The following is a 22226-nucleotide window of genomic DNA, read 5'->3' on the forward strand; positions in this document are numbered from 1 at the left end:
GCTAATCCGCGGGCTCTTCCCAGACCGTGGCCCCCCAGGTCACCGTTATGTGTGCGGTGTGGCACCCGCCTGCCGCGCCGTGCCGGTGCCAGACTCCCGGCGCGACCGTGACGGTGTCGCCCGCCTGGGTGCGGACGATGCCCGCACCCCGCATCTCGACGAAGCCGGATCCGGCCTCGAAACGGATGATCTGTGCTCCCTCGTGCCTGTGCCACCTCGTCCTCGCGCCGGCCACGAAGCGGACCCGCGCGAAGACGACCCCGGTGGGCACCAGCGCGGGATCTCCGAGTGCGGCGAACCATGCCTCGCCCTCTGCCATCTCAGGCCCCATCGGGACGCCGGCGGGGTCGGGGGAGGCGCCGTTCACGACTTGAGGACGAACGGATCGCCCTGGGGCTCGTCGCTCGTTTCGATCCACACCGACTTGAGCCGGGTGTACTCCCTGATCGTCTCGGTGCCGTGCTCGACGCCCATGCCGCTGGCCTTGAAGCCGGAGCGCGGTGACATCGGCGACATGGCCCGGTAGGTGTTGACCCACACGGTGCCCGCTTCCAGCGCGGCGGCCATCCTGTGGGCTCGTCCCAAGTCTTTCGTCCACACGCCGGCCGCGAGCCCGTAGGAGGTGTCGTTCGCCATCGCGATCGCCTCTTCGTCGGTGGTGAACGACATGACGGACGCGACCGGGCCGAAGATCTCCTCGCGGCTGACTCTCATCGTGTTGTCGGTGCCGACGAACACCGTGGGCTCGTAGAAGTAGCCGCCCGTGCCGAGTGGAGGCCGGCGACCTCCGGAGACGATGCGGCCGCCCTCTTCGCGGCCGATCGCGACGTACTGCTCCACCTTCTCCAGCTGCGAAGCCATCGCCAGCGGGCCGAGCTCGGTGGCGCTCTCAAGCGGGTCACCGATCTTGATGGTGGCGGCGCGCTCGCACACACGCTGCACGACCTCGTCGTAGACGTCGGCGTGCACGAAGACGCGGCTGCCGGCGACGCAGGTCTGGCCTCCGGCCGCGAAGATGCCGGCCACGATGCCCATCGAGGCCGAGGCGATGTCGGCGTCGGCGAAGACGATGTTCGGGGACTTGCCGCCGAGTTCGAGCGTGGCCTTGATGAACCGCTCGCCACATGCCCTCCCGATCAGGGCTCCGGTGGCCGTGCTGCCGGTGAAGGAGATCTTGGCGACGCGATGATCGCCGACCAGCGCGCCACCGGCCTCGGCGCCGTGGCCGGTGACCACGTTGACGACACCCGCGGGGAAGCCGGCCTTCTCGAACAGCGGCATCAGCGCCAGCAGCGAAGCCGACGTGTGCTCCGAAGGCTTGATCACCATGGTGTTGCCTACCGACAGGGCGGGGGCCAGCTTGGTGACGGTCAGCATCAGCGGGGAGTTCCACGGCGTGATCGCGCCGCAGACGCCGAGCGGTTCGCGCAGCGTGTAGTTCAGGAGCGTCCGGGCCGAGCCCGGGATGACTTCGCCGTGGATCTTGTCGGCCAGGCCCGCGTAGTAGTAGAAGTACTCGGGCAGCATCGCCAGCTGGGCGCGCATCTCACGCAGCAATTTGCCGTTGTCGAGGGTCTCGGTGCGTGCGAGCTCCTCGGCGTTCTCGCCGATCAGGTCGCCCAGCTTCCGGAGGAGCCGCCCTCGCGCGGTCTGCGACAGGTCGCGCCACGCGGGAACGTCGAACGCCTTACGGGCGGCTGTGACGGCCAGGTCGACGTCCTCGGCCGAGCCGCGGGCGGCTTCGTACCATGCCTTCCCGGTGGTCGGATTGATGCTGGGGAAGTATTCGCCCTCGGCAGGCGCGACCGGCTCGCCGTTGATGAAGTGGTCGCGGCGGGGCAGGGGCGTGCTAACGGCTGACATATTCCGTCCGTTTGATGTGGTTCAGTACGGCATCGCAGAGTTCGCGCGGGCGCTCGATCGGCAGGAGATGCCGGGTGCCGGGGAGGATGATCGACTCCGCTCCCGGGATCGTGGTTGCGAGCCGTCGGGTCATCTCTGGAGTGGAACCGGGGTCGTCCTCGCCTGTCATCACGAGGGTAGGGCATGCGATCGTGCGCAGGCCCGGCCACACGTCGGCGTCGGCGGTGGCGAAGATCTCGTAACAGGTGAGGTAGGACTCCAGGTCGTTGCGCAGCAGGACGGTGCGCACGTGGCTGACGAGTTCCGGCTCCTGCGCTCGCCGGTCGGAGGAGAACCATCGGTCGATGGCCGCCTCCGCGGTGGCCGGCCAGTCATCGCGGGCCGAGCGGAGTCGGGCCAGGACCGCTGCCCGCTCCGGCTCACCGCGGCCGGCGACCGAGCTGACCAGGGTCAGCGAGACGGCCCGGTCCGGATGGCTGATCGCCAGCCGCTGCGCCACCAGCGCCCCGAGCGAGAAGCCCACGACGTGCACGTTCCGCAGAGCCAGCGCGTCGAGGACCCCTACCACGTCCTCGGCGAGGTCATCCAGTGACGTGCCGGCCGCCGCGCGCGGCGACGCCCCGTGGCCCCGCAGATCGACGGCGACGAGCTTGAGCCGGCGGGCGAAAAGCGCCGCGCAGCGATCCCACATCGATCGGTCGAGGCCTACGCCGTGCAACAGGACGACGGCCGGTCCCCGGCCGCACACGTCGTAGCCGATCATCGTTCGGTCGACAGCGGCGCGAGCCGTGCGTGCGGGCGTCCCTGGCCGGCCGCGGCGAGCCCGATGGCGATCTCGTCCGGGTGGGGGGCGTCGGCCAGACGCACCTCGACACTCTGGTGGTGAGAGCGGATGGTGGCGTCGGTGATGTGCTTGAGCGGGATGTCGAAGACCGTGCCGGCGGGGGCGCGCTTCTCCACGGCCGGAAGCAGGGTGGTGGCGTTCGCGGCCTTGCGGAAGTGGTCGCCGAACTTGAGGGTGTGGATCAGCGCCGAACCGTGCTCGATCTCGCCGTTCATGCCCACGATCGCCGCCTTGCCGTAGGCCTCGACCGGAATGCCGAGGGCTTCGACCACGCGGGGAGCGAGGAGCTTGCCGAGGTCGGACGCGGTCGCGTCGATGCCCGGGCCGAGGTCCTCGACGAAACCCTGGCCGGCCCATGGATTGGCCACCACGGCGACCACGATCGCGATCGTGGCGGCGGGTTCGACCGCGCGTCCCCCCTCGATGAGGACTTCCTCGCGGATCGTCACGATCTTCCGGATGTTCACTGCACACTCTCCAGCATGTCGTCGTTGATGATGTCCGCGAGCCGCACTCGGGGGTCGGACGTACGGTCACCGATGCGGGCGTTGGGGCGGCCGCCCGAAGACGCGGCCGCCACGATCACGATCTCGTCGGGACGGGGCGCCTCCGCGACGCGTACGGAGATGGTCTGGTAGTGCGAGCGCGTGGCTGCCTCGACCTTGTGCCACATCGGCACGGTCAGCGGCTCTCCAGCCTGGAGGCGGTCGTCGGAGAACACGATGATGGAGCTCCCGTCGACGAGCTCGCGGAAGAGATTTCCGAAGTATGGAGTGTGGATCAGCGCGGCGCCGTGCTCGATCTCGCCGTCCAGGCCGACGATCGCCGCCTTGCCGAATGCCTCCACCGCTTCGCGACCGCCGAGCGCGTCGATCAGGCGCCCGCTCAGCGCGGTGGCCAGCTTCGGCGCGAGCTGGAGCACCTCGGGCTGCAGGTCCGGCGCGTAGCCGCGGCCGGCCCAGGGGTTGGTGAGGACGGCGGCGGCCGCGGCCCGGCGCACCGGACCGTTCACGGGGCGGCCGAGCTCGACCTCCAGGTCCTCCATGAACGTGACGATCTTGCGGATGCGGAGCGACATCACGCCTCCGCGGGGTGGGTGTCGGCGAACCGCGGCATGACTTCCTTGCCGAACAGCTCGAGGCTGTTCATCGCCTTGGCGTGGTCGAGGCCGGGATGGGTGGTCCAAAGGAACAGATCCTGGAGGTTGAGCTCGTCACGCAACTCGGCGATCTTCTCCGCGACGTAGTCGGGTGTGCCGACGAGCTGGTTGCGAGGATGCAGGAAGTCGAACGACAGCTCGTGCTCGCTGGTCAGCTCCTCGCCGTCCTCCATCAGGTTGGCCAGGCCGCGCCAGTGGCAGATCCAGTCGTAGGAGTTCATCACGGCCGCTTCGAAGTCGGCCTTGGCCTGTTCCATGGTGTCGGCGACGTACACGTCACGCACCAGGGCGATGCCCTCGCCGAGAGCATGCTCCCTGCCGGTCGCCTCGCCGGCGGCTCGGCGGTAGAGCTCGAAACGGCCCTTGAGCGCGGAGACCGGCGGCAGCCAGAAGATGCCCTTGACGCCATGGCGCGCGGCCCACTCGATCGAGGGCGGCGAGTCGATCACCTGCCAGAGGGGCATCTTCTGCTGCAACGGAGCGGGTGTCACCATCATCTTGGTGATCACCCCGTCGGCGGTGAAGTCGGGCGTCGACGGCGACAGCGGATGGTTCCACCGCACACCGGGCGCGGGGAACTCGAAGAACCGCCCCTTGTGCGAGAAGAAGTCGCCGCTCCAGGCTTTCTGGAGCACTTCGAGGGTCTCCTCGAAGAGGGCTCGGTTCTGCTGCTGGTCACGCGGATCGGCGAGCGCGTTGAGGTTGAGCGCTTCACGTCCGTAGAGACCGCGGCCCACCCCCACCTCCACACGGCCTCCGGACAACTGGTCGAGGAGAGCCAGATCCTCGGCGAGGCGCAGGGGATGCCAGAAGGTCACGATGCTGGCCGCCTGGCCGATGCGGATGGTCCGCGTGCGAGCCGCGATGTCCGCGCCCATGAGGACCGGGTTCGGGGTCAGCTCCTGACCCTCATGGCCGAAATGGTGCTCGGTATACCAGACGGACCAGAAGCCGGCCTGCTCAGCGGCGATGGCGAACTCCCGTGCCTCGCTCATCACCTTGTCGTACTCGCCCAGTCGGCCGGGAGCTCCCAACCCATGAAAGATCGAGAAACGCATCAGTGCGTCCTTTCTGTATGCCAGGGGTCTCACGGCGTATGCAGCTTGTGCCATGCCAGACTCAAGCACGTTCTCCTCTGGCATGGTACGGACCATAGGTCGCGCCGGTGTGGGACGTCAACCCTCGGACTGCTCGAACGCGCCCCCACCACTTGATGAGAGCTGCTGTGATGAGCCTACAGCTCATGCGATGGGCGCAACGCCGTGGATGCCGCCATACCCACTCTATTGACATGCCACCTTGGCATGCCTAGCGTCATCTGCCATACAAGAGCGAAGGCGGGGAATTCGGCACCGCTAACCAGGGAGAGCAAATGGTCAGTCGCAACTCTTCGAGTGAAAGCAGCGCAGGCGCGCAGCAGCGGCATGAGACGGGTGGACGCCTGGGCGGCGTGTTCTGGACGTCGGTCACTGTCGCGGCGCTGTTCGTCGTGTGGGGGGTGATGTTCACCGAGAACCTCACCGACGTCACGACGGCCTCACTCAACTGGGTGACGGGCACGTTCGGCTGGGCCTATCTCGTCATCACCATGGGGCTGCTCTTCTTCCTGGTCTTCCTGGCGATCAGCCGTTTCGGCAAGGTGCGGCTCGGACGCGAGGACGATCGTCCCGAATTCAGCAACAGGGCCTGGTACTCCATGATCCTGGCCGCGGTGATGGGCATAGGCCTGATCTCGTTCGGCGTGGCCGAGCCCATGTCCCATTTCGCCACGCCGCCTCATGGGCTCGCCGAAGCCGGCAGCAAGAAGGCGGCCGTCCTCGCCCTGCAGTACTCCTACTTCGACTGGGGGTTGCACGCCTGGGCGGTCTTCGCGGTGTTCGGCCTCGCGATCGGCTACTCGACGTTCCGGAAGGGGCGCCGCGGCCTGGTCAGCCAGCTCTTCCGGCCGCTGCTGGGCGCGAGGGTGGACGGCGCGGCCGGCAAGCTGATCGACGTACTTGCGATCTTCGCCACGCTGTTCGGCACGACGACGTCCCTCGGCCTCGGGGCGCTCCAGGTCAACAACGGTCTGGGCTCGCTCTTCGGGATTCCGGTCTCCACTGTCACCCAGGTGCTCATCATCGCCGCGGTCACCGCCCTGTTCACGCTCTCCGCGGTGACCGGCGTGCACAAGGGCATCAAGTTCCTCAGCCAGACCAGCATGGGGCTGGCGGGCGCGTTGTTCTGCTTCATGCTGATCGTGGGCCCGACGGTCTTCCTGGCCAACCTGTACGTCGAGTCGCTGGGGGCCTACGGCAGTGACTTCTTCCGGATGAGCCTGCAGGGAAGCGCCTTCGGCGACCTGGAGTGGATGCAGTGGTGGACCTACTTCATGATGGCGTGGTGGGTGTCCTGGGGCGCCTTCGTCGGCGTGTTCCTCGCGCGCATCTCGAAGGGCCGTACGATCCGGGAGTTCATCCTCGGTGTCCTGCTCGTTCCCAGCGCAGTCTTCTTCACCTGGTTCGCCGTGTTCGGCGGCACCGCGATCCACCTCGACATGTTCCGGGGCGGCAACATCGCCGAGGCCACCGCCAAGGACCTCAACAGTGCGTTCTTCGCGACGCTGGACGCGTTTCCGCTCTCACAGGTCACCTCGGTCGTCGCGATCATCCTGGTGGTCATGTTCTTCGTCTCCGGCGCGGACGCCAACACCTACGTACTCGGCATGTTGTCGTCGGACGGCTCGCTCCACCCGCGCAGGTCGATCCTCATCACCTGGGGAGCCTTGACCGGCGCGGCGGCCGTGGTGCTCCTTCTCGCCGGTGGCCTCAACGCGCTGCAGCAGACGGTGATCGTCACGTCGGCACCGTTCGTCGTGATCATCGCGGGGCTGGCCGTCTCTTTCTGGAAAGACCTGAGCGCCGACCATCCGGCGCGGCAGGCGATCCCTGCCTCGACGGAGGCGGCCGTCGACGGTTACGAGACCGTTCAGGGCATTGCCGACGGGGCGGTCCCTTCCGCGCCGGCGCGCTGACCAGAAAGGAGCGCAGTGATGGCGCCGAGCAGTGAACGCAAGCAGCGCTTGCTCAAGGCGTGGGCAGCGGCCTGGGACCACGGCGACGTGGACGCGCTGGACTCGCTGCTGAGCCCTCGTTACCGTCGCCGCACGAGGTCGTCGATCGAAGGGCAGACACGCGAGGAGCTCAAGGCGCTGATCCTCACCTCGCGGATGGCCTTCCCCAACCTCACGACGGTGGTGGAAGAGATCGTCGAAGAGGGCGACCGGTTGGCCGTGCGCTGGCGCAGCTCCGGCACCCACACCGGCTTCTTCATGGGCGTTCCGCCTACGAAGAAGCCGGTCACGGTCGCGGGAGCCACCTTCGCGCTCTTCGACGGCGACATGATCGTCGAGGAATGGGTCACATGGGACGCACGCGAACTGCTGAGCGCTCTGGGCGTCCTCACAGTGGGGGAGCAGCGGTGACGGAAATGGAGAACCAGCCGGAGAACGTCCGGCTCGACGCGGACGTGCTGAAGCGGGTCAACCGGCAGTTCGTCACCGGGGTCACGGTGGTGACGACCTGCGACGAGGGCCGGCCTCGTGGTCTCGCGGTCAACGCCTTCTCCAGCATCTCCCTCGACCCGCCGCTCGTGATGATCTGTGTGCAGAGGACCTCGTCCACGTACGAGTCGCTCTTCTCGTCCTGCCACCTGGCGATCAACATCCTGTCCGCCGACCAACTCGACGTGGTCTCGACATTCGCCACCAAGGCTCCCGACAAGTTCGCCCGCGTCGATTGGCGCCCGGGTGCCTGCGGCTCGCCCTTGATCGAGGGCAGCAGCGCGTACATGGAGGTCGAAATCCGGGAGCGGCTCCAGGCGAGCACACATACGATCTTCATCGGCCTCGTCGTCGATGCGGGCGTGACCGCGAAACCTTCGATGATCTACAGCGCGGGCAGGTTCTACGATGGTGCGCAGCTGACTCCGTTGACGCCTCGTGAACCGTCCTCCGCCGGGTGAGGGGTTGAAACTGCCGGCACGGCTGGTCGCCGCGCGGGCCGGGCGGGTGAACATCGTGCGGGGCGGCAAACGGCCGGCCAGGAACCGGCACAACCTCCGCTTCCGGCATCATCAGCCCGCCTCCCGGCGTGTCCCAGGCCTGCTCGGTGCGCTGCAACCGGGTGCTTGCGCAACGGAAACACTGCGGTAACACAGGCACTGTCCACTATCAGGCAACACTGATTCTTATCAGTAAACACCCGCCTGGAGTCCCCCATGACAGAAGCCGCCACAACACCCCTCGACCTAGACGCCCTGGCAAGAGCCGACGAAATCGAGTTCATCCTCGCCGTCTTCGTCGACCTGGCCGGCAAACCCTGTGCCAAGCTCGTGCCGATCGAGGCCATGGCGGAGTTCCGCGACGAGGGCGTGGGGTTCGCCGGATACGCCGCCGGACTGCTCGGCCAGCGGCCCAGCGACCCCGACGTCATCGCCATCCCGGACGCCGCCTCCTACACCCCCCTGCCGTTCATCCGGCCCGGGCTGGCCCTGGTGCACTGCGACCCGCACGTCAACGGGAAGCCGTGGCCGTACGCGCCGCGGATCATCCTGCGCAGCGTCCTGGAGCGCGCCCACACGCTGGGCCTGTCCCTGGCCGTGGGCGCGGAAATTGAGTATTTCCTGGTCAACCAGGACGAGCACGGCGCGCTGGCGACCGCCGACTCCCGCGACACCGCCGCCCAGCCCTGCTACGACGCGCGTGGCCTGACCCGCATGTACGACCACCTCACGGCCGTGTCCAAAGCCATGAACGCGCTCGGCTGGGGCAACTACGCCAACGACCACGAGGACGGCAACGGCCAGTTCGAGCAGAACTTCAAGTACGCCGACGCCCTCACCACCGCCGACCGCGTGATCACCATGCGCTACCTGGTCTCGATGCTGGCCGAGCAGCGCGGCATGATCGCGACCTTCATGCCCAAGCCGTTCACCGACCGCACCGGCAGCGGCATGCACCTGCACCTGTCGTTGTGGCGCGGCGCCGACCCCGCCTTCCCCGACACCTCCGACCGGCGTGGGCTGGGCCTGTCGCCGCTGGCCTACGGTTTCATCGGCGGCATCCTGGAGCATGCCGGGGCGCTGCAGGCGGTGATCGCGCCGACCGTCAACTCCTACAAGCGCACCGGCGCCACCTCCACCCGCTCCGGCGCCACCTGGTCACCGCGCCGGGCCGGGTACGGCGGCAACGATCGCACCCACTTCGTCCGCGTGCCCGACGGCAACCGCATCGAGCTGCGCGGCGGCGACGGTTCGGCCAACCCCTATCTGGCCGCGGCCGCCGCGCTGGCCGCCGGCCTTGACGGCATCGAACGTGCCCTCGACCCGGGAGAACCGGGGGAGGCGTCGACCATCGCCGCCCGCCCGGAGCTGCCGCCGACATTGCTGCACGCCGTCGAGGCGCTGGCGGCCAGCACGGTGATCAGCGGCGCCCTGGACGCTGCCGGACCGGGCGTCAGCGGGTACTTCGGCGCGGCCAAGCGCGAGGAGTTCTTCGACTGGCACGGCACAGTCGGCCCATGGGAGCTCGACCGCTACCTCACCGCCTTCTAGAAGGGTCACGTGCATGTGTGGAATTGTCGGGCTGCATCTGCGGGAGCCCGGGCTCTATCCGCGGCTGGGGGAGATGCTGGCCGCGATGCTCGGCCAGATGGTGGAGCGTGGCCCGGACTCGGCGGGCGTCGCCGTCTACGGCGATCCGCGGCTGACTCCGCCCGGCCGCACGGTGGTCTCGCTGCTGGACACCGACGCCGCCACTGTCGAGGCGGCCCTCGAGGGGCGCATTCCCGATGCGGTGGCGATCGACGCGGGTCCCACAACCGTCGTGCAAGCGCAGGTGAGCCTCGAGGTGCTCGTCGAGGCTCTGCTTGAAGCACTGCCGCGGGCCACCGTCATCGGGTCGGGAGAAGAGGTCGCCGTGCTGAAGGGCATCGGGCACCCCGGCGACCTCGCCCGGGCCTTCGGCCTCGTACGGGTTCAGGGCTGGCAGGGCGTCGGCCACACCCGGATGGCGACCGAGTCCGCGGTGACGCCCGAGGGCGCGCACCCATTCTCCGTCGGCCCCGGCCAGTGCCTGGTGCACAACGGGTCATTCGCCAACCACGCCACCATCCGGCGGGAGCTGCGGGCCGAGGGCGTCGTCTTCGACAGTGACAACGACTCGGAGGTGGGCGCCCGCTTCGTCGCCCATCACCTGGCCCGGGGCGCCGACCTGGACAAGGCGCTGCGGCTGCTGTGCGAGCGCTTCGACGGCTTCTACACGCTGCTGGTCACCACCGCCGACTCCTTCGCGGTGGTACGGGACGCCATCGCCTGCAAGCCCGCTCTGGTGGCCGAGACCCCTCAGTGGGTCGCGATGGCCTCCGAATACCGGGCGCTGGCCGTGCTCCCCGGCGTGGAGTCGGCCCACATCTTCGAACCCGAGCCGGAAGAGGTGTACATGTGGACGCGCTGACCGTGGACCTGGCGACGACCTCGGTGCGCGAGCTCAATCAGGCCCTGCACGCGCCGGACCCGGCGCGGACGTGGCGGGTGCTCAACCCGCGTGGCGCGCACAGCGTCGCCTGTGGCCTGACCCGGGACATCGCCGTGGACATCGAGGGGCATGTCGGTTACTACTGCGCCGGGATGAACCAGCGCGCCGCGGTCACCATCGCCGGCAACGCCGGCGTGGGAGTGGCGGAGAACATGATGTCCGGCATGGTCCGGGTGCGCGGGAACGCCTCCCAGTCGGCCGGGGCGACCGCGCATGGCGGGCTGCTGGTGGTCGAGGGCGACGCCGCCGCCCGCTGCGGCATCTCCATGAAGGGTGCCGACATCGTGGTGGGCGGGAGCATCGGCCATATGAGCGCCTTCATGGCCCAGGCGGGCCGCCTGGTCGTGTGCGGGGACGCCGGCGACGCGCTGGGCGACTCGGTGTACGAGGCCCGCATCTACGTCAAGGGCACGGTGAGGTCGCTCGGCGCCGACTGCGTGGAGAAGCCGGTCCGCGACGAGCACCTGACCGAGCTGGCCGAGCTGCTGAAGCTGGCCGAGCTGGACGAGGATCCGGCGGCCTTCCGCCGGTACGGCTCGGCGCGGCGGCTCTACAACTTCCGAGTCGACAACGCGTACTAGAAGGGGAATGTCATGACGGACCTTTCGGAGTTGCGTGAATCGGCCACGTTCGACCGCGCCACCATCCATGCCATCCAGCGGGCCGCCGCCACCGGCGTGTACGACATCCGCGGCGGTGGTGCCAAGCGTCGCCTGCCGCACTTCGACGACCTGCTGTTCCTCGGTGCGAGCATGTCCCGCTATCCCCTGGAGGGCTACCGCGAGCGCTGCGACACCGACGTCGTGCTCGGCACCCGCCACGCGAAGTACCCGCTGCGCCTCGACATCCCGGTCACCATCGCCGGAATGAGCTTCGGCGCGCTGTCGGCCAACGCCAAGGAGGCGCTCGGTCGCGGTGCCGGCGCGGCAGGCACCTCCACGACCACCGGCGACGGCGGCATGACCCCCGAGGAACGCGGCCAGTCCAAACACCTCGTCTACCAATACCTGCCGTCCCGCTACGGGATGAACCCGGACGACCTGCGCAAGGCCGACGCCATCGAGGTAGTTCTGGGCCAGGGCGCCAAGCCGGGCGGCGGCGGCATGCTCCTCGGACAGAAGATCACCGATCGGGTCGCCAGCATGCGGACACTGCCGGTCGGCGTCGACCAGCGCAGCGCGTGCCGGCATCCTGACTGGACCGGGCCCGACGACCTGGCCATCAAGATCGGCGAACTGCGGGAGATCACCGACTGGGAGAAGCCGATCTACGTCAAGGTCGGCGCCACCCGCACGTACTACGACGTCAAGCTCGCCGTCCACGCCGGCGCCGACGTGGTCGTGGTGGACGGTATGCAGGGCGGGACCGCGGCCACGCAGGAGGTGTTCATCGAGCATGTCGGCATCCCGACCCTCGCGGCCATCCCACAGGCGGTCCAGGCCCTGCAAGAGCTCGGTGTGCACCGCGAGGTCCAGCTGATCGTCTCCGGTGGCATCAGGACCGGGGCCGACGTGGCCAAGGCCATCGCTCTCGGCGCGGATGCGGTTGCGATCGGCACTGCGGCGTTGATCGCGCTCGGGGACAATCATCCCCGGTACGACGCCGAGTACCGCGTGCTCGGGTCCGCCGCCGGGTTCTACGACGACTACCAGGACGGCCGCGACCCGGCGGGCATCTCCACTCAGGACGGCGAACTGGCCGCCCGCCTCGACCCCGTCGAAGGGGGCCGCCGCCTGGCCAACTATCTGCGGGTCCTCACCATGGAGGCGCAGACCATCGCCCGCGCGTGCGGCAAGTCGCACCTGCACCACCTCGAACCCGAGGACCTGGTCGCGCTGACCATCGAGTCCGCGGCCATGGCCCGTGTCCCGCTCGCGGGCACCGATTGGATCCCTGGAGCCCGCCCATGATCGTCGTCGTCGGCGCGGGCTTGACGGGCGCGGCCGCCGCCTGGGAGCTCGCCCGTCGCGGCGTCCAGGTCACCCTGATCGAGGCGTACGGCATCGGGCACCGCAACGGTAGCTCGCACGGCACGTCGCGGATCTTCCGCCGCGCTTACGCCGACCCCTTCTACATCGAGCTGACCGGCCAGGCAGGGGAGTGCTGGCGCGAGCTGGAAGCGGACTCCGGCACGGCGTTGCTGCGCACGACCGGTGGCATCGACTTCGGCGCGGGCCGCGACCCGCAGCGCCTGGCTCGGGTGCTGGCGGCAGCCGGAGTGCCGCACGAACTGGTGCCCGCGAAGGCGGCCGGGGAGCGCTGGCCGAACTTCCGTTTCGACGGTCCGGTGCTGTTCCACCCCGAGGCCGGGGTGGTGGACGCGGACGCCACGGTGGCGGCATGCGTGCGGCGGGCCGCCGAACTCGGCGCCGACGTGCGCACGCACACCCGCGTGACCGGCATCGACGTACGCGACGGCGCGCGGGTGCGCACGGACGACGGGGCGGAGCTCACGGCGGACGCGGTCGTGGTGGCGGCCGGGCCGTGGCTGCCCGAGCTCGCGGGCGGCATCGGGGTGCCGCTCAGCCTGCCGCCGTTGCGGGTCACCCAGCAGCAGGTGTTCCACTTCCGCCAGCGCGACCCCGGCCAGGCCTGGCCGATCCTGGTCGCCAAAGACGAGATGCAGATCTACGGCCTGCCGTCGGGCGGCGACGGGGGGGCGGCGCCCGCGATCAAGGTCGCCCAGCACGACGGCGGTACACCCACCACCGCGAGCACCCGAGACGGCGTCGTGAACCCCGCCTCCCGGGCCGCCGTGTCGGCCTGGGTGGAGAAATGGCTGCCCGGCCTCGACCCGGTGCCCGTCGCCGAGGCCAGCTGCCTCTACACCGTCACGCCGGACGAGGACTTCATCCTGGACAGGACCGGCCCTGTCGTGGTGGCGTCGCCGTGCTCGGGGCACGGCGCAAAGTTCGCCCCGCTGATCGGCCGGATGGCCGCCGACCTGGCACTCGGCAAGGCCGAACCGCATCCCCGCTTCGCCCTGCGCCGCACCGAAACCACGAGTTAACGGTCCGCGCCGACCCTGCGTAACACACCGTCTGTTAACTGACATGAAATGACGATTCCCGTCGTTATACCTGGACTTCGGAGTGCGGATGGACGCTGGAAGCACTGCCTGGATCCTCGCAAGCACCGCCGCCGTCAGCCTGATGGTGCCGGGACTGGCCCTGTTCTATGGCGGCATGGGGGCCGCCAAGAGCGTACTCAACATGATCATGATGACTTTCGGCGCGGTAGCCCTCGTCGGCGTCATCTGGGTGCTCTACGGTTACTCGGCCGCGTTCGGCAACTCGATCGGCGAGGCCGGGCTGCTCGGCGACGTCGGCGAGTACTTCGGCATGAGCAGCCTGATCAAAGAGGCTCCGGACGCGACCATTCCCCCGGCGCTCTTCGCCGCCTTTCAGGCGTTGTTCGCGGCCATCACCACCGCGCTGATCTGCGGGGCGGTCTCCGACCGGATGAAGTTCGGCGGCTGGATGGTTTTCACCGGCCTGTGGGTGACTATCGTCTACCTGCCTGTCGCGCACTGGGTGTTCGCCTTCGACGGCGAAGGCGTGGTCGGCGGCTGGATCGTCAACCAGCTCAAGGCCGTCGACTTCGCCGGCGGCACCGCTGTGCACATCAACGCCGGAGCCGCCGCCCTTGCCTTGGTCCTGGTCCTCGGCAGGCGCGCCGGATGGCCCGCCCAGCAGTCCCGCCCCCACAACCTGCCGTTCGTCATGCTGGGCGCGGGCATCCTGTGGTTCGGGTGGTTCGGGTTCAACGGAGGCTCGGCGCTCGCTGCCGGCAACGCCGCCTCCGTCGTCGTGCTCAACACCTTCGCGGCCACGTGCTCGGCGCTGCTGGCCTGGCTGCTGGTGGAGAAGATCCGCGATGGCCACGCCACCAGCCTCGGCGCCGCCTCCGGCGCCATCGCCGGGCTCGTCGCCATCACTCCCTCCTGCGGCGCCGTCAGCCCGCTCGGCGCGCTGGCGCTCGGCGCCGTCGCGGGCGCGATCTGCGCCCTGGCGGTCGGGCTGAAGTTCAGATTCGGGTTCGACGACTCCCTGGACGTGGTCGGCATCCATCTGGTGGGCGGTGTCGTCGGCACCCTCCTGGTCGGTGTCCTGGGCACGGCCGAGGCGCCGAGCGGCCGGGACGGCCTGTTGTACGGCGGCGGCCTGGGTCTCCTCGGCGCCCAAGCCGTCGGGGTCGTCGCCGTTCTGGTCTACTCGTTCGTCCTCACCTGGATCATCGCCATGGTCCTCGACAAGGTGATGAGCCTGCGGGCCTCGGAGGAGGCAGAGCAGGAAGGCCTGGACATTCACCTCCACGCGGAGAGCGCGTACGAGTTGTCCGGTGCGCTCGGTGGCGATGGCTCCCGCACGCCCGTGACCATGGTCGCACCGGCAGCGCGACCGGTGGACGTCTCCTGACAGGAAACGCCGTTGAATTCGGCAGAATGAAGGGTATGGCCACCGCTCACGAGGAACACGACCTCCCGGATCGGGAGATAGACCCCAGCCAGGCACGCGAAACCGCGAATCTGGAGGCCGTCATCGCCCGGCAAGTGCGCAAATATCGCATAGCAGCAGGTTTGTCCGTAGGCGACATGGCAGCACGCGTCGGCATCTCCAAGGCCATGCTCTCCAAGATCGAGAACGCTCAGACCTCATGCAGCCTCACCACCCTCGGCCGGCTCGCTCTCGGCCTCGACATCCCGGTCACCGCCTTGTTCCGCGGTGTCGACGCCGAGCGTGAGGCCGTCTATGTCCCGGCCGGCCACGGGGCGCAGATCAGCCGGCGGGGCAGCCGGGTCGGCCACCATTACGAGTTGCTGGGAGCATTGCGCGGTCCGCACAAGCGCATGGAAGCCGTACTCGTCACCCTCACCGAGTCCAGCGAGGTCTTCCCGCTCTTCCAGCACCCCGGCACCGAGCTCATCTACATGCTCGAAGGCGTGATGGTCTACGGACACGGAGAGGCCCACTACACCATGCGCCCAGGCGACGCCCTCCAACTCGACGGGGAAGGCACGCACGGCCCGCAAGAACTGGTGGAGCTGCCCATTCGCTTCCTGTCGGTCACCGCCTTCGGGGACCATCCCGACGAGTGACGGGGCCGCGGAAACTGCCTGGCTACGTGGTGCGAATGCCGAGGTCGGGGGGAGGGCTGAATGCCCCTTGTCCCGATCGCTCGTGAGCAGCGACCGCATGCGCGGCGAAACGCGGCGCATGCGGGCGCTCGGCGTCTCCGGAGAACATCTCCATGTCGCCCTCGTCGTACACCTTCAGGTCTCGAAGGGCGTCCACGCGCATCGCCGACGACGGCCGATCCTCGGCGGTTCGGACTGTGCCGAACCGTCCGGCCCGACGACGCGCAAGAGCGAGGCCAGGGTCTTCACCTGGGACATCACCATATGGCGACTCGAGCGACACTCTCCCGCGAGTTGAGCTCCCAAAGGCGCTCGTCACACTCTGTGCCTATATGTTGCCGGAATGGAGTTGTTCACCCCGACGCTCGACTGGGGCGCTGAGATCTGGACATCGCTGGTGTGGATCGCCAAAGCATGGGCGATCGCCGCGGTATGCACTTTGGTGATTCTCGTGCTGATTGGCCTCTTCACGACGTGGGGCAGGCAATTCTGGCGCATCACCGGTGCGTACTTCACGGGTCCGGGGAGCGTCAAGGTCTGGCTCTGGCTCGGCACCCTACTGCTGTCGGTGGTCACCGGCGTCCGGCTGGACGTGCTGTTCAGTTACCAGGGCAACGACATGCTGTCCAGCCTCCAGGTCGCGGTTCAGGGCATCGCCGTCAACGACACTCCGGTGAAAGTCTCCGGCGAACACGGCTTCTGGATGTCCCTGTGGGTCTTCTGCGTCCTGGCGGCGATACACATCGCCCGGGTGCTGCTGGATCTGTTCCTGCTCCAGCGGTTCGTGCTGGCCTGGCGCGTGTGGCTCACCGACAGGCTGACCGGAGACTGGCTCGGCGGTAAGGCCTACTACCGGTCGCGATTCATCGACGACACCATCGACAACCCGGACCAGCGTATTCAGTCCGACATCGACCTGGTCACCGCCGGATACGGCCCCCTGCCCAACCTTCCGAGCAACGGGGGGACGTCCAGCACGCTGTTGTTCGGCGCGATCTCCGCGGTCACCTCGATCGTGTCGTTCACAGCGATCCTGTGGAATCTCTCGGGCACGCTTTCCATCTCCGGGGTCGAGATCCCCAGGGCGATGTTCTGGATCGGGCTGGTCTACGTCCTCATCGCCTCCGTCATCGCCTTCTGGATCGGCAAGCCGATCATCTGGCTGGCCTTCCGAAACGAGAAGTTCAACGCGGCGTTCCGTTACGCCTTGGTGCGCCTGCGCGATGCGTCGGAGGCGGTGGCGTTCTACCGCGGCGAGCTCGCGGAGCGCTCAGGGCTGCGGCGTCTGTTCGCCCCCGTCGTCACCAACTACAAGCGGTATCTGAACAGGACCATCGGCTTCAACGCCTGGAACTACGCGATCAGCCAGAGCATCGTGCCCCTGCCCTATCTCCTGCAGGCGCCGCGGCTGTTCGCCGCCGAGATCCGCCTCGGCGATCTCACCCAGTCGGCATCGGCGTTCAACGAGATCCAGAGCGGCCTCTCGTTCTTCCGCAACGCCTACGACGCCTTCGCCGGGTACCGGGCGGCGATCATCCGGCTTCACGGTCTGGTCGTCGCCAACGAAGAGGCCAGGGCGCTGCCGGAGGTGACGACGCTGCCCGGCGTCGACGGGACTGTTCAGCTCGAGGCCGTCGAGGTCCGCACCCCCGATGGACGGCAGTTGATCAAGCCGCTCGACATGCGGCTCGAAGTGGGTGACACGTTGGTCGTCACCGGGCCATCCGGCAGCGGCAAGACCACGCTGTTGCGTAGCCTCGCCGAGTTGTGGCCGTTCACCACCGGCACGCTGACCCGGCCGTGCGGACCCAACGAGACGATGTTCCTGTCGCAGCTGCCCTACGTACCGCTGGGCGACCTGCGCGCTGTCGTCACATATCCCGGTAAAGAAGGCACCGTCGCTGACGAGACCCTGCGCAGCACACTGCGAAAGGTTGCGCTGTCGCACCTCGTGGACCGGCTCGACGAGGTGCAGGACTGGGCCAAGGTGCTTTCCCCGGGCGAACAGCAGCGGATCGCGTTCGCACGGATTCTGTTGACGAAGCCGAAGGTGGTGTTCCTCGACGAGTCGACCTCGGCGTTGGACGAGAACCTGGAGTTCATCCTCTATCACCTGGTGCGGTCACAGCTGCCCGACACCATCGTCGTCAGCGTCAGCCACCGCTCGACGGTCGAGCGGCACCACACCCACGAACTCGAGCTGCTCGGCGAAGGCGAATGGCGCTTCAGTCCGCTGGGAGACGACGAACCGGAGCCCGCTCGTGCGTAACAACGACGGAGTCGTACTCGATCATCGGCGGCCGCTCATCGGGTGACCTGGTCCGTAGGACGTGCGTGCGCGTCTCCGTGGTGATACTGTCCCGGGCGATCATGCATCTGTGCTCTCGGAAGGGACAGATGGACCTGCAGGACTCCGGCTGCCGGGCGCGCTTCCTGATCCGAGACCGGGCGGGACCTACGGGCACCTGATGCGTGTGGACGGAAAGTGGTTCTTCGTGCAGTTCGCCCGTGCCGGCGGGCGCCTGATGACGGCCGTCCCCAATCAAGCGCAGCTTCGCCGGATCCTCAGCCTCCTGAAGTAGGACGTCCCCATGCCCAGTAGTCCGCTGTCCCCGGAACCTCCGCACCTGTCGTTCGGGCTCTACTCGGAGCACGGAGAGAGGCTGCTGCTGTCGCAGGTGTGTGCGGCGGTCGGCCGCGGCGCGGGCGGGCTGACAGGGGTGTTCGGCGTGGCTCCGCGGGACAGCCGGTTCGAGCTGGTGAGCGACCTGGGCGCGGACTACTACGAGACGGACCTCCCCCTGCCGCGTGCGGCGGCCGTCGTCAGCGATGCCGACCCTGAGCTGCGGGCCGTCAGGGTCGGCCTGCGGCACGAGCTGGTCGGGGCGATGGTCGCCGGTTATGACTGGTCGGACAGCGGCGCCGATCATACCGTCTCCGTCTTGGCGGACGCCGGGCCGCTGGGCATTCCGGACGAGCTCTGGACCGGCGCGGAGAGGCGGCGGGCGAGGAGGCGGGGGGAGCGGTTCGTGGCGCTGATGCGGCGCGTGTGTGACGAGGTGGATCCCCTGTACGGCGCCGTGGGCATCGAGATGTCGATGCCCACACCGCGGCTGCTCGCCAGGTCACGGAACGGGCTGGGGGATCTGTACGTCTCGGATCGCCTCATGTCCCGCTCTCCCGCTCTGCGCGGCGGGTTGTCTGGCTGCTTCGCCGAGGCCCAGGTGGAGACCTGGGGCAACGGCACCTACTTCTCCTCGTGGGGACCGTTCAACGGCGCGGGCGTGAGCGCCCCCCACGCCGAGGAGGTCTCGCGCGAGGCGGTGCGGTTGCTCGGCCGGGCGCTGGCTCGTTGACCGAGGGGCGGTAGCGTCAGGGCCTGCGGCTTCATGTGGGATGCGTAGGAATGACACCTATGGATGACCTCAGCCCTCACCCCACGGGAGGGCCGCCATCACGCACCAGGGGCCCGATACTCCACCTGCTTCCTCGCGGCCTCGTCGATCTCCTCCGGCGTCAACAGGACAACCGTTCTCGCCCGCGCTCCACCGGCTGCCGACACCGCCAACCCGACCGCGGCTGAAGCCACGTTGTCCGGCATGTCGACGATGACGTACGCGTCGTTCTCGCCGAACGCGAAGTACATTTGCTCGACCCGGCCGCCGACGCTCTCCGCCATCCGCTCCACGGCTTGGCGCCGTCCGGTGCCTCCATCGCGGAGCACTCCTTTGAGGCCGTCCGCGGTGTAGGTGGCCTGAATGAGGTATTTGGGCATGATGAACCCCTCCCGTACTACCGTCCGAATGCGGTCACGTGGATCGAAGTTCTCAGCTCCGGTTGACGGTAAGCCCAGCCAAAGGGCTGCATTCCGGCAACCGGGGACGGTGAGCCGTGAGCCTGCTCGACCTCGACGACACCAGGAGGGATGGGCGTCATGACCGACCCTGAGTTCACGCACGTCTGCAGACGCCCCGACGCGGCCAACGCTGAGCCGTGGCGGTGCCCGGACTGCGGCCGGCTATGGGAACCGCTGCCGCCGTCACCTGTCGAGCAGCCAAGGCCGGCAAAGGGGCGGCCTCGGCTCTCGGCAATGGCGGTCGCCGGCGTGATCGGGCTGCTCGTGTTCGGGATCGGGGCGGCAGGACCGCTGCTGTTCGTCCCAGCCGTCGTCGTGGTGTTGCTTTGGTGGTGGAGATCACGCCGCTCATGACTGAGCGGGCTGGATGCGCGCGCGATGGCGGTAGAGCAGGATCGCGGCCGGCGCGGCCGAGGCGAGCTCGCCGGCGGCGAGGCTGATCCAGATGCCGGTCTCGCCCAGGGAGCTGAAGCCCAGCACGAGGGGAATCTTGATGAGCAGCAGCGTGCCCAGGGAGATCAGATAGGACGGCCGGGCGTGGCCGAGCGACTGGAAGTAGGCCGACGCGAGGGGTGCGACGCCGGCGGCGGCGATGCCGATGGCGATGATGCACAGGGCGTTCGCAGTGGCCTCGGTGACGGCGGGTTCGTCGACGAAGATGCCGGCGAACGGGTAGGCGAACAGGACGAGGGTGACGGCCGCGAGCACGCCATAGCCGACGGTGGCGCGCAGGGCGAGGGTGCGGGCACGGCGCACGCGGTCGCCCAGGCGGCGCCCGGCGTTGTAGCCGACGATGGGTTGCAGCCCCTGGCTGATGCCCGCCTGCGGCATGGTGGCGAAGGTCTGGATGCGCCCGCAGACGGCGTAGGCGGCCAGGGCGGTCGCGCCGGCGGAGGCGGCCAGGGCGTTGTTGACCAGCACCACCAGCAGGGTCGCGCCGAGCCCAGCGAGGAACGACGGTGCGCCGATGCCGAGCAGGGCGCAGACGGTCGGGCCGTGCGGGCGCAGGTCGCGGGCGCCGATCCGGTATGACCGGCGGCGCTGCCCGAAGAAGAACCACAGGCTCATCACGGCCGACACCGTCTGGCCGCCGACGGTACCCAGTGCGGCACCGCGGACGCCCATGTCGAGACCATAGATCAGCAGCGGGTCGAGGACGATCTGAACCACCACCGCGACGACCCAGAGCGCGGTGGCGTAACGCAGTCGGCCCTCGGCGCGGACCAGGCCGGAGAACCCCGTGTACGACAGCGCGCCGCACAGTAACACCACGGTGTAGTCGCGGCTGTGGTCACGGGTCCCCTCTCCCGCGCCGAGCGCGGTGAGCAGCGGTTCCAGGGCGAACAGGCCGATCACGGTGACGGCGAGCGCGGTCAGCCAGTAGAGCGTGAAGGCGTTGCCGGCGGCCCGCGCGGCGCCGGCCGGGTCGTCCGCGCCGAGCCGCCGCGACACCAGGGACGCGCCGCCGGCTCCCACCGTGGTCGACACCGCGCCGAGGACGAGCAGGACCGGGGCGGCGAGGTTGACCGCGGCCATGGCCTCCGCGCCGACCCCGTGCGCGACGAACCAGGCGTTGGTCAGGGCGTAGATGCCGTACACACCGACCGACAGCGTGGTCTGCGAGCAGGTGTGCCAAAGCAGCCGCCCGAGCTGAGCGGTGCCGAGGGCGGCGGTCGCGTCGAGCGGAGGCTGCGGGCGCTCGGCCCCCGTCAACCCGCGCGCTCGTCGAGCATGGCCATGGTTTCGCGCAGGCGTGCACACGCCCAGTCGTACTGCTCGGTGCTGGTGTGTGCCCGGAAGTTCGTCTCGATGATCTGGACGAGGACGAGGTAAAGGTTGTAGAGCCGGCGGCGGACCCGCTCGCCGCCGGTGAACGGCTCGTGGCCGTAGCCGCGGATGAACGCAGCCGAGTCCCCGAAAGCGCTCAACTCGCTCGCGGTGAAACCGTACTCCATCAGCGGATCGCCATAGAACGCCCGCTCGTGGTCAAGGATCGCGATGATCTCTCCATCGCGCACCATGCAGTTGCCGGCCCACAGGTCCCACTCGACGAACCGGGGCTCGGTCACCTCGTCCAGAGCATCCGCATGGGCGGCCACGACCTGGCGGACGACGTCATAGCCACAGCCCAGGTTGACGCCGCGCCGCTCGCCGTCACCCAGGAGCTCTTCGATCATCCGTAGGAACGCCGCCCGCCAGCTGCGCTCGCCCGGCCCGGCGAGCGGTCCGAAGGCCGCGCCCCGGATCTGGTTCAGCTCGCGGGTGATCGCGCCGAGAGCCTCGTCGTACGCGTCGAACTGCGCCCGCGACAACGATTCCCGGATGACGCTGAGGTTGTCCGCGTCGACGTACGCCATGAAGAAGTAGTCGGCGTCGCACAGCTCGTGAGTCTGATCCGCGTAGTCGACCGCCGGCACCGGAACCTTGGTGTTCTCCTGGATCAGCCGCAGTGCCGCCAGTTCGGTGGTCATGGCTCCGCGCTCGTAGGTCATGACCTCGACGTCCGGCGGCGGCGCGATCTTGAGTACGACCTGTGCGCCGGATCGCAGCCGGATCCGATAGGCCACGTTGAACCAGCCGTGACCCAGTTCGCTGACCCAGTCCTCATCGGCGTCGGGCACCTGCTCCGGCCCGTAGGCACGGGCGACCATCGCGCGAATCGTCTCGACCGGCTGCCGATTCTTGGTGATGCTCTCCATCAGTCCTCACGTGTTCAGCGTGGTCATGACACAAAGGTGGGGTACGAGCGGAGATTGCGCCGGACGGGAACGGGCGCCGAAGGATGATCGAAAG

21 protein-coding genes are annotated in these 22226 nt (G+C 68.6%); 12 read left to right on the plus strand and 9 right to left on the minus strand.

Annotated features, from left to right (window positions below; translation table 11 throughout):
- Position 1: 1 nt before the first annotated feature.
- The 6 genes from ACIBX3_RS33915 to ACIBX3_RS33940 are packed head-to-tail and all read right to left on the minus strand — an operon-like array spanning position 2 to position 4924.
- The gene (locus tag ACIBX3_RS33915) at positions 2–367 is read right to left on the minus strand and encodes a cupin domain-containing protein (protein ID WP_397124200.1); all 366 of its coding nucleotides are present in this window, start codon (positions 365–367) and stop codon (positions 2–4) included.
- Positions 364–1863: an aldehyde dehydrogenase gene (locus ACIBX3_RS33920; RefSeq protein ID WP_397124202.1), complete on the minus strand. Its 1500-nt coding sequence runs from the start codon at positions 1861–1863 to the stop codon at positions 364–366. The genes ACIBX3_RS33915 and ACIBX3_RS33920 overlap by 4 nt, the downstream gene beginning before the upstream one ends.
- Positions 1850–2626 (minus strand): alpha/beta fold hydrolase, encoded by a 777-nt coding sequence (locus ACIBX3_RS33925; protein ID WP_397124204.1) that lies wholly within the window; start codon positions 2624–2626, stop codon positions 1850–1852. Before ACIBX3_RS33925 ends, ACIBX3_RS33920 begins: the two co-directional genes overlap by 14 nt.
- Positions 2623–3174, minus strand: coding sequence for an amino acid synthesis family protein (locus ACIBX3_RS33930; RefSeq protein WP_397124206.1), 552 nt, complete (start codon positions 3172–3174; stop codon positions 2623–2625). The genes ACIBX3_RS33925 and ACIBX3_RS33930 overlap by 4 nt, the downstream gene beginning before the upstream one ends.
- On the minus strand, positions 3171–3785 hold the full coding sequence (locus ACIBX3_RS33935) for an amino acid synthesis family protein (RefSeq protein ID WP_397124208.1): 615 nt from the start codon (positions 3783–3785) through the stop codon (positions 3171–3173). Before ACIBX3_RS33935 ends, ACIBX3_RS33930 begins: the two co-directional genes overlap by 4 nt.
- Entirely contained in the window at positions 3785–4924 is a 1140-nt protein-coding gene (locus tag ACIBX3_RS33940) for an LLM class flavin-dependent oxidoreductase (RefSeq protein WP_397124210.1), read from the minus strand. Before ACIBX3_RS33940 ends, ACIBX3_RS33935 begins: the two co-directional genes overlap by 1 nt.
- Positions 4925–5238: 314 nt before the next feature.
- Between ACIBX3_RS33940 and ACIBX3_RS33945 the strand changes: the two genes are divergently transcribed.
- The 12 genes from ACIBX3_RS33945 (at position 5239) to ACIBX3_RS34000 (ending at position 18933) form a co-directional block, all read left to right on the plus strand.
- Positions 5239–6879, plus strand: a complete 1641-nt coding sequence (locus tag ACIBX3_RS33945) for a BCCT family transporter (RefSeq protein WP_397124212.1) — start codon at positions 5239–5241, stop codon at positions 6877–6879.
- Between the two features lie 18 nt (positions 6880–6897).
- The gene (locus tag ACIBX3_RS33950; RefSeq protein WP_397124214.1) at positions 6898–7329 is read left to right on the plus strand and encodes an ester cyclase; all 432 of its coding nucleotides are present in this window, start codon (positions 6898–6900) and stop codon (positions 7327–7329) included.
- 5 nt (positions 7330–7334) lie between these two features.
- Positions 7335–7868 (plus strand): flavin reductase family protein, encoded by a 534-nt coding sequence (locus tag ACIBX3_RS33955; protein ID WP_397124280.1) that lies wholly within the window; start codon positions 7335–7337, stop codon positions 7866–7868.
- Positions 7869–8123: 255 nt separating this feature from the next.
- Positions 8124–9458, plus strand: coding sequence for a type III glutamate--ammonia ligase (gene glnT, locus ACIBX3_RS33960; RefSeq protein ID WP_397124216.1), 1335 nt, complete (start codon positions 8124–8126; stop codon positions 9456–9458).
- Between the two features lie 13 nt (positions 9459–9471).
- Positions 9472–10359, plus strand: coding sequence for a hypothetical protein (locus ACIBX3_RS33965; protein WP_397124218.1), 888 nt, complete (start codon positions 9472–9474; stop codon positions 10357–10359).
- Entirely contained in the window at positions 10347–11021 is a 675-nt protein-coding gene (locus ACIBX3_RS33970; protein ID WP_397124220.1) for a hypothetical protein, read from the plus strand. Before ACIBX3_RS33965 ends, ACIBX3_RS33970 begins: the two co-directional genes overlap by 13 nt.
- A gap of 12 nt (positions 11022–11033) precedes the next feature.
- Positions 11034–12350, plus strand: coding sequence for an FMN-binding glutamate synthase family protein (locus ACIBX3_RS33975; RefSeq protein ID WP_397124222.1), 1317 nt, complete (start codon positions 11034–11036; stop codon positions 12348–12350).
- The gene (gene solA, locus ACIBX3_RS33980) at positions 12347–13450 is read left to right on the plus strand and encodes an N-methyl-L-tryptophan oxidase (RefSeq protein ID WP_397124224.1); all 1104 of its coding nucleotides are present in this window, start codon (positions 12347–12349) and stop codon (positions 13448–13450) included. Before ACIBX3_RS33975 ends, solA begins: the two co-directional genes overlap by 4 nt.
- A gap of 88 nt (positions 13451–13538) precedes the next feature.
- Complete coding sequence (locus tag ACIBX3_RS33985; protein ID WP_397124226.1) at positions 13539–14858, plus strand: ammonium transporter; 1320 nt, start codon at positions 13539–13541, stop codon at positions 14856–14858.
- A 35-nt stretch (positions 14859–14893) separates the two neighbouring features.
- Positions 14894–15538, plus strand: a complete 645-nt coding sequence (locus ACIBX3_RS33990; protein ID WP_397124228.1) for a helix-turn-helix domain-containing protein — start codon at positions 14894–14896, stop codon at positions 15536–15538.
- Between the two features lie 382 nt (positions 15539–15920).
- The gene (locus ACIBX3_RS33995) at positions 15921–17846 is read left to right on the plus strand and encodes an ABC transporter ATP-binding protein/permease (protein WP_397124230.1); all 1926 of its coding nucleotides are present in this window, start codon (positions 15921–15923) and stop codon (positions 17844–17846) included.
- Positions 17847–18168: 322 nt separating this feature from the next.
- On the plus strand, positions 18169–18933 hold the full coding sequence (locus tag ACIBX3_RS34000; RefSeq protein ID WP_397124232.1) for a hypothetical protein: 765 nt from the start codon (positions 18169–18171) through the stop codon (positions 18931–18933).
- Between the two features lie 98 nt (positions 18934–19031).
- Here ACIBX3_RS34000 and ACIBX3_RS34005 read toward each other — a convergent pair whose 3' ends face one another.
- The 3 genes from ACIBX3_RS34005 to ACIBX3_RS34015 form a co-directional block, all read right to left on the minus strand.
- On the minus strand, positions 19032–19352 hold the full coding sequence (locus ACIBX3_RS34005) for a GYD domain-containing protein (RefSeq protein ID WP_397124234.1): 321 nt from the start codon (positions 19350–19352) through the stop codon (positions 19032–19034).
- A gap of 429 nt (positions 19353–19781) precedes the next feature.
- Positions 19782–21146, minus strand: a complete 1365-nt coding sequence (locus tag ACIBX3_RS34010; protein WP_397124236.1) for an MATE family efflux transporter — start codon at positions 21144–21146, stop codon at positions 19782–19784.
- Positions 21143–22000 (minus strand): phosphotransferase family protein, encoded by an 858-nt coding sequence (locus ACIBX3_RS34015; RefSeq protein WP_397124238.1) that lies wholly within the window; start codon positions 21998–22000, stop codon positions 21143–21145. The genes ACIBX3_RS34010 and ACIBX3_RS34015 overlap by 4 nt, the downstream gene beginning before the upstream one ends.
- Between the last annotated feature and the right edge of the window lie 226 nt (positions 22001–22226).

This window comes from Nonomuraea sp. NPDC049480, from assembly GCF_044465905.1.
Taxonomy (GTDB): Bacteria; Actinomycetota; Actinomycetes; order Streptosporangiales; family Streptosporangiaceae; genus Nonomuraea.